Source organism: Methylorubrum aminovorans (assembly GCF_022179725.1).
Lineage (GTDB): Bacteria > Pseudomonadota > Alphaproteobacteria > Rhizobiales > Beijerinckiaceae > Methylobacterium > Methylobacterium aminovorans.
In genome coordinates this window covers 1-10,317 of sequence record NZ_BPRC01000060.1, presented here as the reverse complement: position 1 = coordinate 10,317, position 10,317 = coordinate 1, and the positions used below count along the sequence as shown (strand labels likewise).

General features: G+C 69.6%; 12 protein-coding genes and 2 pseudogenes. 7 read left to right on the top strand and 7 right to left on the bottom strand.

The window, feature by feature from the left end:
• From MFF24_RS28070 to MFF24_RS28055, 4 genes and pseudogenes are all read left to right on the top strand, one after another.
• Positions 1-85 (top strand): annotated as a pseudogene (locus MFF24_RS28070) (IS5/IS1182 family transposase); the annotation flags it as partial.
• 262 nt (positions 86-347) lie between these two features.
• Positions 348-836 (top strand): four-helix bundle copper-binding protein, encoded by a 489-nt coding sequence (locus MFF24_RS28065; protein WP_133090278.1) that lies wholly within the window; start codon positions 348-350, stop codon positions 834-836.
• A gap of 548 nt (positions 837-1,384) precedes the next feature.
• A complete protein-coding gene (locus MFF24_RS28060; RefSeq protein ID WP_108941264.1) occupies positions 1,385-1,585 on the top strand; it encodes a hypothetical protein in 201 nt (66 codons plus the stop codon).
• Entirely contained in the window at positions 1,582-2,331 is a 750-nt protein-coding gene (locus tag MFF24_RS28055; RefSeq protein WP_108941265.1) for a Crp/Fnr family transcriptional regulator, read from the top strand. The genes MFF24_RS28060 and MFF24_RS28055 overlap by 4 nt, the downstream gene beginning before the upstream one ends.
• Before the next feature lie 38 nt (positions 2,332-2,369).
• Here the strand turns inward: MFF24_RS28055 and MFF24_RS28050 are convergent, their stop codons facing one another.
• Positions 2,370-2,720: a hypothetical protein gene (locus tag MFF24_RS28050; protein WP_238229146.1), complete on the bottom strand. Its 351-nt coding sequence runs from the start codon at positions 2,718-2,720 to the stop codon at positions 2,370-2,372.
• 200 nt (positions 2,721-2,920) lie between these two features.
• On the opposite strand from MFF24_RS28050, the gene MFF24_RS28045 reads away from it, so the two are divergent.
• Together MFF24_RS28045 and MFF24_RS28040 are read left to right on the top strand one after the other, a co-directional pair.
• Entirely contained in the window at positions 2,921-3,184 is a 264-nt protein-coding gene (locus MFF24_RS28045) for a hypothetical protein (RefSeq protein WP_108941267.1), read from the top strand.
• Positions 3,185-3,310: 126 nt separating this feature from the next.
• Positions 3,311-3,730: a phospholipase A2 family protein gene (locus MFF24_RS28040; protein WP_238229145.1), complete on the top strand. Its 420-nt coding sequence runs from the start codon at positions 3,311-3,313 to the stop codon at positions 3,728-3,730.
• Positions 3,731-3,958: 228 nt separating this feature from the next.
• Here MFF24_RS28040 and MFF24_RS28035 read toward each other — a convergent pair whose 3' ends face one another.
• The 5 genes from MFF24_RS28035 to MFF24_RS28015 are packed head-to-tail and all read right to left on the bottom strand — an operon-like array spanning position 3,959 to position 8,460.
• Entirely contained in the window at positions 3,959-5,035 is a 1,077-nt protein-coding gene (locus MFF24_RS28035; protein ID WP_238229144.1) for an acyl-CoA dehydrogenase family protein, read from the bottom strand.
• 5 nt (positions 5,036-5,040) lie between these two features.
• The gene (locus MFF24_RS28030; protein ID WP_108941270.1) at positions 5,041-5,598 is read right to left on the bottom strand and encodes an OsmC family protein; all 558 of its coding nucleotides are present in this window, start codon (positions 5,596-5,598) and stop codon (positions 5,041-5,043) included.
• Positions 5,599-5,609: 11 nt separating this feature from the next.
• Positions 5,610-6,464 carry an ABC transporter permease gene (locus MFF24_RS28025; RefSeq protein WP_108941271.1) on the bottom strand — a complete coding sequence of 285 codons (855 nt, stop codon included), beginning with the start codon at positions 6,462-6,464 and terminating at the stop codon, positions 5,610-5,612.
• Positions 6,461-7,687, bottom strand: coding sequence for an ABC transporter substrate-binding protein (locus MFF24_RS28020; RefSeq protein ID WP_238229143.1), 1,227 nt, complete (start codon positions 7,685-7,687; stop codon positions 6,461-6,463). Before MFF24_RS28020 ends, MFF24_RS28025 begins: the two co-directional genes overlap by 4 nt.
• Before the next feature lie 23 nt (positions 7,688-7,710).
• Complete coding sequence (locus MFF24_RS28015) at positions 7,711-8,460, bottom strand: ABC transporter ATP-binding protein (RefSeq protein WP_238229142.1); 750 nt, start codon at positions 8,458-8,460, stop codon at positions 7,711-7,713.
• Between the two features lie 573 nt (positions 8,461-9,033).
• On the opposite strand from MFF24_RS28015, the gene MFF24_RS28010 reads away from it, so the two are divergent.
• Entirely contained in the window at positions 9,034-10,035 is a 1,002-nt protein-coding gene (locus MFF24_RS28010; protein ID WP_238229141.1) for a hypothetical protein, read from the top strand.
• Positions 10,036-10,227: 192 nt separating this feature from the next.
• On the opposite strand, the pseudogene MFF24_RS28005 reads toward MFF24_RS28010, so the two are convergent.
• Positions 10,228-10,317: pseudogene (locus tag MFF24_RS28005) on the bottom strand (IS5/IS1182 family transposase); the annotation flags it as partial.

The window sequence follows — 10,317 nt, the reverse complement described above, 5'->3', positions numbered from 1 at the left end:
CCGCGTCGCCACTCGCTACGAGAAGACCGCCCGCAACTACGCCGCCGTCGTCACGCTCGCCGCCATCGTCCTATGGCTCCGGTAACTGTCCACGCGACCTAGAGCATCGTCTTTTCCGAAAGCCGGTGGCCACCTTTCGGGACGATGCTCCAGCCCGCAGGCCCAGGCATGGCCGAGACGAGGACCGGGGGCGCCGGGCGCGATGCGCTCGGCCGGGTCTTTTCGGGCTGCCGATCACATCTTTCGCAGACCGGTTTCGCCGTCCATCGGCGGAGCGGTAGGATAGCCGTCTCGGCCCACGACCGATGAGGGTGCGCGGCCGGATCAGCGAACGGGGGATGAGCGGGATGGAACGTCGGAACTTCATCACGGCTTTGGGCGCGGCGGCGGGCTTGGCCTCGCTGGCTACGGCTCGTGCCCAGGCGGCCGACCACGATCATGGTCACGCTCACGGTGAAGCGCATGGACAGGCTCATGGGCACGACCATGGCGGCCATGCCGACCATCCGGCACCGTTCTCGGCGCTGAAGGAGGCGAGCGCCCGCTGCGTGGCCACCGGCAACGACTGCCTGGGCCACTGCTTCGCCATGCTGGCGATGAAGGATACGAGCATGGCCGCCTGCATGAAGGCGACCTACGATCTCGTCCATGCCTGCGCGGCACTGGAGACGCTCGCGGCGGTCAACTCGCCCCACACCCGCGCCATGGCCCGGGCGGTGGCCGACATCTGCACCGCCTGCGAGACCGAATGCGCCAAGTTCCCCGACATCGCAGCCTGCCGCGCCTGCCGCGAGGCGTGCCGGACCTGCGTCGCCGAGTGCCGGAAGACGGTGTAGGGGCTTGCCCCGAAGGGCACGAGCAAGGGTCCTGCCCCTTGCGATGGCCCCGTAGGCGCGGACGATCCTGCCATGGATGGCGTCGCAGGGGCAGGCAAACAGGTCGTGTCCGGTCGGCTCGGCACCTGGGCGCCGGACGTCTCAAGATCCGGCAGCCCGCGCCCTCTCGCTCGGAGGAGGGAAGCGGGTGAAACCGAAGGGTAGCCTTCGGCAACGCCCCGGAAGCCGCCGCGCCGGCGCAATGGATGCTTCTCCCGAAGGTGACCGTATCCAATCGCGGCATCTCACTAGAGAATCGACATCGATTGCCGGAGCTCTTGCTCAACACGCGTCCCATGGCAAATATTGCAATGTCGGATACCGCACACACAGGAGGGAGCGGCTTACATGCCGCTGGATCGACGTTTAACGTGTCCTGCAACCTTCCCGGCCCCTCGCCGCACGCCCCTTGACCCCGCGGGTTCGGTGGACAGTCGGCGAGGGTACCGTGGGAAGCTGCGCCGCCCGTTCTCACGGCGGTCCAGGCATTTCACGTTTGGGGAGCGTGCATGACACAGCCGAACCGGAGGGATTTCGTTCTGCTCGTCCAGGCCGCCTCGATCCTCGGCCCGGGCCTGGCGGATGCCGTGGCGGATTCCTCGGCGCATGCCCTGACGGGTGCGGGGTGCCCCGCCACCGGGCTGGCCTTGCCGCGCGATGAGAGCTGCGCGGCGGGTGGAAGGGCGACTCAGACGGGACAGGTTCGATGAAGGTCGTACCGGGGGGCATCGCCGCGACGGGCGGGCCCGTCCTGCGCAAGCTGCAGGGATTCGGCCGGTTGGAAGAGGCGGACGCCACCGCCCTGGCCCTGTTCGAATCGGGAACGCGGCTGGCCCCATCCGGAGCCGACCTGATCTGCGAGGGCGACCGGCCGGAGGGCATGCTGGCGATCACCGAGGGATTCGCCTGCCGCTACAAGCTGCGGGAGAACGGGGCGCGCCAGATCATGGCCTATCTCATTCCGGGGGATGTCTGCGACTTCGAAAGCTCCGTCCTGGACCGGATTGATCACGCGGTCGGCACCCTCTCCACCTGTCGCATCGTCCGGGTCGCCCCCGAGGCCGCTCGGGATCTGCGCGCGCGTCCCGCCCTGGAGCGGGGCCTGCGCACGGCCGCGCTCGTCGATGAGGCGATCCTGCGCGAGTGGATCATGAATCTCGGCCGGCGCTCCGCCGTGGAGCGGCTCGCCCACCTGTTCTGCGAGTTGCTGGTGCGCATGCGGGCCGTAGGGTTGGCCTTCGGCAACAGCTACGACCTGCCGATCACGCAGCTCGACCTTGCCGACACCACCGGCATGACCAGCGTGCACGTGAACCGCTCGCTGGGCGAACTCAAGCGCGCGGGGCTGATCGAGCGCAAGGGCAAGCGCCTGACGCTGTGCGACCTGCCCCGCCTCATGGAGATGGCCGAGTTCCGGCCGAACTACCTGCATCGCGAGGTGCCGGTCGCGGCCTGAGGCCGGAACCGTCCGGTCCCGGCCAAGGGAGATCCGCCTTAGCGGTCGCGTGTCTTCGTGGTGCGCGAGTCCTGGTTCCTGTTCCCCTCCGCAGCGGGGGACGTTCCCGGCACGCCGGTATTCCCCGATCCGCCACCCATCTCCCCACCTTTCATCGCGTCGCCCTTCTGCATCTCGCCCGCCGTGCCGGCACGCGACGTGCCGGAGGGCGCGGCCGGCTGCTGAGCCCCGGTCTGACCGGACGTCTCCCCTGCCGACGCGACACCGAGGCCCCCGATCAGAAAAAGTGAAGTAAAGCACGCAATGCGAATTTTTTGCATCGATGATCTCCCGATATTGATCTCACCATAGAACCCTCTTCTGGCGCAATGTTTCAGCACAAATTCCATTAGCGCTTTTAATATTGTCTTATATATTTGCAGACATCGCAGCATCGAAAACGCAGGCAATCCGTTCCGCCGCGGCGGAAGGCGCACCAGCCTCCCGCCGTTGCGGTCAGGGGCCCACGGAACGAGCCGACATCTCCTGACGTTCACCGTCGGACCTTGGCTGGAGCGATCACCCGGCCGGCAGGAGACAGGAGACCTTGATGATGAGGATCGGAACCCGCGCGGTGCTGGCTCTGATCGCCTTCTCGGCCACCGGCACAGCCAGCGTGCGGGCCGGTGAGGAGGAGCAGGCCGCTCTGTGCCGCGACGACGTCATGCGGCTGTGCCTGACATCGATTCCGGACCGCGGACGCATCGTGAGCTGCATGAAGGCACAGCGGACGAGCCTCAGCCCCGGTTGCCGCGCCGCCTTCGACGAGGGGATGGCCTCCTCGGCCGGGCGGCGCTCAGCGAGCCTCCGCTAAGGGCTCGAGCGCGGCGGTCGATCGTCGCGCCTCCTCGGACCGGTCGCCACGCGCACGGCGCGGCCGGACGGCGCCGGGACGGCATCCGTGCGCAAATACGATCGACGACAGGAGAGACGCTTTCCGATGAACCGTTCGATTCTTCCTCTGCTTCTGGTCGCCGGCTTGGCGGTGCCCGCACTCACGCAGACCGCCGTAGCGGTCGACGGTCCGCCGATGCTGCTGCACGGCAATTACTGCGGGCCCGGCAACAACGGCCCGGCGGCGCCCGTCGATGCACTGGACGCAGCCTGCGCCCGCCACGACGCCTGCACACCGGACGGCGCGCTGGCTCCGAAAGCCTGCAACCTTCGGCTCCAGGTGGATGCCGAGCGCGTGGCCGACGATCCGCGCCAGCCGGCAGACCTGCGGATGCTGGCCGGGCTCGTGGCGTCAGGCGCGGCGATGATGCCATCCGCCCCGTCGGCCCGGTCGCTCGCTCCCGTTGCCGCGCCCGCGGTCGTCGAGGTCGAGAGCGAGCCCGACGTGGACCTTCCTCCGGAGTAAGAGTGCCTCACAAAACTCCCGATCACCGGCCGTTCTCTCTGGAGACGACAGCGAAACGGGAGTTTTGTGAGAGTCACTCAGTCGCCAGCGTTCGCTTTCACACGAAGCGCCCGCTGCACCATCGCCGGTCGAGCGCGCGGCCCATGCAGCGGACGGTTCGTGAGACGTCTCGCACCGTTTCCGGTTGAGCACCTCGACTGACCCCGTCCCCGCGAGGCGGAAGTCGGGTCAGGCGCCTCGCGCGAGTTCCGTGGTGATGTGCTTCACCGAGGGCGTGACGATCGCCACGAACTGCGCCTCGCGCAGCCGCCGGAACGCCTCTGCGCCTTCCAGATAGCCCCGCGCGCCGGCCTGGAGCATGGCCGATTGTGCCGCCTCCAGCGCCAGCCAGGACACGTCGAGGCGCAGCCGCAGCGTCTCCAGGAAGGTCGCGCGGTCGGTCGCGGCATGCGCCTCGGCAGCGGCCCCGACGCGCGCGCGCAAGGCGTCCGCCCGCGCTTCGATCGCCTCCGGACCAAGCGGCAGGAACGCCGCGTTCGTCCGGCCGCGGGCATCCGCGCGCATCAGCGCCGCGGCGCCGAGGGCGAGCCCCAGGCCCATGCCGGTCTGGAGCAGCACGAAGCCGTTGCGGATACGCGGCACGAAGGCGGCGGCATCGTGCGTGATCACGTCGGCCTCGGACAGATGCGCGTCGCGGACCATCACCGTGTAGGTGCCGGTACCTTCGAGCGCGACGAAGCGGGCGTTGGCGGCGATCGAGACGGCGTCCGTGCCGGCCTCGAACAGGCCCATGACGCGCCGGCCGTCGGGGAGGGCAAGGATGCCGGCGAAGCGGTGGCCGGGGCCGAGATTCGAGACCCAGGGCAGGCGCCCGCGCACCCGGTAGCCGCTGCCCGCGCGCTCGCCCTGAAGCGCCAGCGGCTCGATGCCGGAGAATGCCTTCATCGGGTTCGACAGCCCGGTGCCGCCGAGCGCCGCACCCGAGGCCAGGGCCGCGAGATGGCGGCGCGGACCGGCCTCGTCGCCGCGGGCGAGGTACCAGACCAGGGCGTCCTGGCACCACATGCAGAAGGCGGTCGAGAGGCAGGCCTGCCCCGCCTCCGTCATCGCGTCGATGGCGGCGAGCAGCCCCGCAGCCGTGCCGTCAGCGTGGTGCCCGTAGGCGCCCGTCGCCCCGAGCGCCCGCAAGATGTCAGCAGGGTATTCCCCGGCGTCGATCGCGGCGAGGCGCGGGCGCAAGCGCTCGCGCACGATCCCGGCGACGTCGGGCGGCGCGGACTCCACGATGCGGGCGCTGGCGGCCATCGGGTTCAGGCCCGCGCCAGGGTGACGGCGACGGGGTTCTTCACCGTGTTGAGCACCGGCGACCATTGCCCGGCATGGGCCACGAGTTCGTCGAGTTCGGTCGCCGTCGCGCCCTCGATGTCGAGATGCACCTTGAGCCGGACAGTGGTGAGCCCGACCGGCTTCTCCGAGAGGTCGCCGGTGCCCCAGACCGAAGTGATGTTGATGTCGCCTTCCGATTCGACCTCGATGCCCTTGACGGTCCAGCCGCGGGCGATCGCGTTGGCCTGGAGGCCGACGGCAACGCAGGTGCCCAACGCCGCGAGCAGGGCCTCGGTCGGGTTCGGGGCGGTGTCGTCGCCGAGCAAGGCCGGCGGCTCGTCGACGATGTGGGCGTCGAGGTTGCGGATGTAGTTGAGGTGGCGAAAGCGGCGCCCCTCCGCGACCGTGCGGGCGCGCACGGTCTTCACCACGCTGGGATCGGCCCGGCCCTTCTCAGAGAGGGCGTGCAGCCGCTCGCGGTCGATCGGCTCGAACACCTTCTCGAAGGTTTGGATGATGTCTTTCGTGGCGGTCGCGGTCATCGGTTGTTTCCTTACGTGGCGGGAATCCAGCGGGCGCGGGCAGCGAGACGCCCGAGCCCGCTGTCGAGGGCGTAGCCGATCAGTCCGATGAGCAGGACGAGGGCGGCGAGCCGGTCGTAGGAGAGGGTGTCGCGGGCATCGTTGATGGCGTAGCCGAGCCCGCTCGTGACCCCGAGATACTCGGCCGGCACCAGCACGATCCAGGCGACGCCGAGCGCCAGCCGCAGGCCGGTGAGGATGTCCTGCAGCACCGCCGGGACGACGACGGCGCGCAGGGCCGCGAGCCGGCCGGCACCGAGATTGCGCGCCATGGCGAGCCAGACCGGATCGACCCGCTTCACGCCGGCGGCGGTGGCGAACAGGATCGGCCAGATCGCGGCGGCCGCGATTAGGAAGACGATGGCCCCGTCCCAGCTCGGAAAGGCGAGCACCGCCACCGGCATCCAGGCGAGCGGCGAGATCATCCGCAGGAGTTGGAACGGCGGCTGCAGGATGCGCTCGGCGAGCGGCGCCGAGCCGACCAGCAGTCCGAGCGGCGCGCCGAGGAGAAACGCGACGGCGAGGCCCTGGCCGATCCGCGCGAGACTCGGGGCGGCGGCCCGCCACGCCTCGCCGGAGGCGATCAGGTCCCAGAAGGAAGCCAGGGCGGGCCCCGGCGCGAAGCCGGCGAAGGCGGCGTAGGCCGGCACGCTTTCCAGAACCAGCCCGCCCGCGAACCACAGGGCGAGCAGACCCGCGAGTCCGACGAGCGGGGCCAGCTGGTCGAGGGCCTGGGCGGAGCCGAGCCTGATTCCGGCCCGGCGCGGCGCGGGAGCCGCGACCTCCCGCTCGACGGCCAGCGCCGCCTCGATCGCACCCCCGCTCACAGGCTCAGGGTCTCCTGACGGGTGAGCGCGGCGTCATCCGCCGCGCCCGGCCATTCCGGATAGCGCCGGAGCGAGGCCCGCACGAAGCGGTCGTCGACGAGATCGCGCGCGACGAAATCCGGATCGAGACCTTTTAGGAAGCCGGCATCCCCCTCGACCACGGTGTTGCCCATCGCCTCGACGATGAGCTTGGTCGCGGACGGATAGGGCCAGGGCTGGAAGTCGATGCGTTGCGCCGCCCATTCGCGGTGGCGGATCGCGCCGCTCGCCTCGTAGGCCGGGCCGTAATCGGTGGTGGCCTTGATCACGACGTCGGCGGGCATCGGCAGGTAGCCGCGGCCCTCCTTCGAGATCAGCCGGGCGACCTCCTCGCGGTTCTTCACGCAATAGGCCTGCGCCCGCACGATGGCATCGACCGCCTTGCCGGCCCATTCGGGCCTGGCCGCGATCTGGCTCTCGTGGGCGACCACGACGCAGCAGGGATGGTTCTTCCAGATGTCGCCGGTGAAGCGCAGCATCCGCGCGCCAGCCCTCAACTCGCCCAGCGCGTTGAACGGCTCGGCGACGATGTAGCCGTCGATCTTGCCTGCCGCGAGTGCTGCCGGCATCTCGGGCGGCGCCAGGATCTGAAGCGCGCACTCGTTCGGCCCGGCGTCCCCCCGGATCACCGGCACGACCCCGGATTCGCGCAGGGCGTATTGCAGCACGACGTTGTGCATCGAGTACCAGTACGGCACCGCGACGCGCTTGCCCGCCAGCCCCCTGAAGTCCTCGATCCCGCTCTTGCCGCCGACGACGATGCCCGAGCCGTTGGTGTGAGCCCAGGCGAGCACCTTGACCGGGAACTTGTTGTTGTAGCGCATCCAGACCGGGATGGGCTTGAGCAGGTGGGCGAGGTTGAACTTGCCCGCGGCAAAGCCCTCGACCAGCGCCGACCACGAGCGCACCGGGATCGGCTCGGCGACCTTCAGGCCCGCCTCCTCGAAGAAGCCCTTGGCATGGGCCACCAGCAGCGCGGTCGCGTCGGTGATCGGCAGGTAGCCGATGCGCACGGTGTCGTCCTCGGCCGCGTGCACGGCGCGGCCCGACAGGGCGAGCCCGCCGCCGCCGAGCAGGGCGGCGAGGCCACCGCGGGCGAGCGCGTCGAGGGTGTTGCGGCGCGTCCAGTCGGCGCGCGTCCATTCGTGCGTCCACAGGGCGGAGAGGTCGTCGGGGGCGCTCATCGTGCGGTCTCGGAGAGGAAGGATCAGGCGGCGCGGCCGGTGACGCCGGACACGGGCCGCGGGAGTGCACCGAGACGGCGGCGCAGGTTCGCCTCCGCGTCGTCATTGAGGGCGAAATCCGCGGCGATCCGGGCCGGACGTCCGTCGAGCACGACCGCCCGCGCCGCGAGCGCGGCGACGTCGGCAAGGTCGTGGGTGACGACGATCAGCGTCAGGTCGCGGGCGCGGGCGAGCCGCAGCACGTCGGCGCGCAGGCTCGCCCGCATCTCGGGATCGAGCGCCGAGAACGGCTCGTCGAGGAGCAGGATCGAGGGTTCGCTCGCCAGCGCCCGGGCCAGCGCCACCCGCTGCTGCTGCCCGCCCGAGAGCTGGTGCGGCTTTGCGTCCGCGCGCTCGGCGAGGCCGAGATCGTCGAGGAGGCGGCGCGCCGGCGCCTCGCACGCCGCCCGGTCGCGGCGTCCGGAGAGGCGGGCGGGCAGGAGCACGTTGTCGAGCACGCTCGCCCAGGGCAGCAGGGCCGGGCGCTGGAACATCACCGTGCAACCCGGCACCGGCCCGCGGGCGGGCGCCCCGTCGAGCCGCACGCCCCCGGCGGAGGGGGCGACGAGCCCGGCCATGATCTGCAGGAGGGTCGATTTTCCGACCCCCGAGCGGCCGAGGATGCCGATGCGCTCGCCCGCGTCGATCTCGAGATCGACGCGATCAATCACCGGAGTCGGGCCGTAGCGATAGGCGACGGCCGCGAGGACGAGGCGGGGAACGGAACGCGACATCGAATCCGAAAACATCAAAACGCGTCCGGCGCGATGCCCCGGATGCGTTGCTGAGCAGCGTCCGGACAAGATGGCCGATGATGTCGACAAAGATCAATGAAAGCGAAATCCAAATATTTATAATATATTAGACTAAATGACCTCAAAATTCAAATTCGAGAACGGGATTATTCCAACGATAGGAACGGCGGCCGGCAATCCCATCCGTGACGCCGTCGGCCTCCGATCGCTCGCCCTGCACGATCCCCTCGAATTCCGTTAAATCGGGCCCGAGGGACAATGGAGCGAGCGCGACGGCGCGGCGTTACGCAATCATGCACCGGTTGCGATCTCCTCCAGACCTCTCTTTAAGAGGGCCTCACGGAACTGCCGATTACCGACCCGCTCTCTTCGGCCGCGAGGGCGCAGCGGGCGTTTTGTGAGAGACACGACGCCGGTACGATCCTGAACGGGTCGAAATCGGCATCCATGGACAGGCCGATGAAGACAGGGCGCCGAGACGGGATGAGGCTGCGCTCACAGCCGCCGCTCGGGCGTCCGGCCCTCACGGCGCAACCGAGACACACAGCCCCCATGCCGAAGACGAGCGGTTCCTTGCAGGTTGCAGGAACGGATGCCGCGGTCGCTCGCGAGGGACGTTTCGTTCCGAGTCCGCCGGCCCCGTCGCAGTTCCAGCGCTTCCTCCCCGAGATCGCGCACCGGACGAGCGGCGAGATCCTGATCCATCCCGACTTCCACCGGATGCGACGGCGCTACATCGCCGCCACGATGGCGTGCTACGAAATCGCGACCTTCCCCGGCGGATGGCAGAGCGCGGCCTACCGGGTCGCCATCATCAGCGCAATCATCTGCCTCCATGCGGCCTGGGACCCGGCGGACCGGGCGACGTGGCCGACGCTCGCGCGGCTCAAGGAGGCCGGCGCCTCCTTCGGGCTGTCGAGTCCGCGGCAGATCGACGATCTCATCGCCCGGCTCGTCGAGACGGGTCACGTCGTCCTTGAGCGCCCCGCCGCCGACGGCCGGCTGCGCCTGCTCGTGCCGACGGAAAAACTTCTCGCTTGGGATCGGGTCTTGCTGTCCGCCTATTACGGCGTGCTGCAGGAGCTCTATCCGGACCCCGGATACGGTCCCGCCGTGACCCGCGACCCGGCCTTCCATCTGACTCAGCGCCGGGTCTCGGTCGGCACGTTCGACGTCATCGGCCGGTTCATCGCGCAGAACGGCGACATCGTCCCGTTCCTCCAGATGTATCAGGGCTTCCAGGTCCTGGTGCGGGTGATCCTGCTGCGGGAAGAGGATGCGCAAGCCGCCATCCGCGAGAGCGACTTTTCCGACATCGTCGCGCGGTTCGGGGTGTCCCGGTCGCATGTCCGCAACATCCTGACGGCGGCCGAGGCCGGCGGCCTCCTCACCTCGGCGGGCCGCGGCTTGAAGGATCTCGCTCCGACGGCCCGCGGCCTGGCGGCCGTGGACCGCTTCATCGCGGATACCCTCGCCTCCCACGACATGACCTACCGCATGGCGCTGGCAAGCCTGGCGGCGGAGCCGGCCCGATCGGCGGGAACCGCCTCCTGATCCGACAGCACCCCGCGCATTGCCCGCACCGGTCAAAACGAAGCGGGCCGGCTCCCTGGAGGAAGCCGGCCCGTTCCCGTCGTACCGCGCCGGGGCCGGCGCGGATCGTCTTAGAGCATCGTCCCGAAAGCTGGCCGCCGGTTTTTGAAAAAACGACGATGCAACAACGAAGGCTCTAGGTCGCGTGGACAGTTACCGGAGCCATAGGACGATGGCGGCGAGCGTGACGACGGCGGCGTAGTTGCGGGCGGTCTTCTCGTAGCGAGTGGCGACGCGGCGGAA

What these genes read in the sequence shown, in the direction of transcription:
- MFF24_RS28065 (WP_133090278.1), top strand. Translation starts at nt 348, where the DNA reads ATGGAACGTCGGAACTTCATCACGGCTTTGGGCGCGGCGGCGGGCTTG.
- MFF24_RS28060 (WP_108941264.1), top strand. Translation starts at nt 1,385, where the DNA reads ATGACACAGCCGAACCGGAGGGATTTCGTTCTGCTCGTCCAGGCCGCC.
- MFF24_RS28055 (WP_108941265.1), top strand. Translation starts at nt 1,582, where the DNA reads ATGAAGGTCGTACCGGGGGGCATCGCCGCGACGGGCGGGCCCGTCCTG.
- MFF24_RS28050 (WP_238229146.1), bottom strand. Translation starts at nt 2,720, where the DNA reads ATGGAATTTGTGCTGAAACATTGCGCCAGAAGAGGGTTCTATGGTGAG.
- MFF24_RS28045 (WP_108941267.1), top strand. Translation starts at nt 2,921, where the DNA reads ATGATGAGGATCGGAACCCGCGCGGTGCTGGCTCTGATCGCCTTCTCG.
- MFF24_RS28040 (WP_238229145.1), top strand. Translation starts at nt 3,311, where the DNA reads ATGAACCGTTCGATTCTTCCTCTGCTTCTGGTCGCCGGCTTGGCGGTG.
- MFF24_RS28035 (WP_238229144.1), bottom strand. Translation starts at nt 5,035, where the DNA reads ATGGCCGCCAGCGCCCGCATCGTGGAGTCCGCGCCGCCCGACGTCGCC.
- MFF24_RS28030 (WP_108941270.1), bottom strand. Translation starts at nt 5,598, where the DNA reads ATGACCGCGACCGCCACGAAAGACATCATCCAAACCTTCGAGAAGGTG.
- MFF24_RS28020 (WP_238229143.1), bottom strand. Translation starts at nt 7,687, where the DNA reads ATGAGCGCCCCCGACGACCTCTCCGCCCTGTGGACGCACGAATGGACG.
- MFF24_RS28015 (WP_238229142.1), bottom strand. Translation starts at nt 8,460, where the DNA reads ATGTCGCGTTCCGTTCCCCGCCTCGTCCTCGCGGCCGTCGCCTATCGC.
- MFF24_RS28010 (WP_238229141.1), top strand. Translation starts at nt 9,034, where the DNA reads ATGCCGAAGACGAGCGGTTCCTTGCAGGTTGCAGGAACGGATGCCGCG.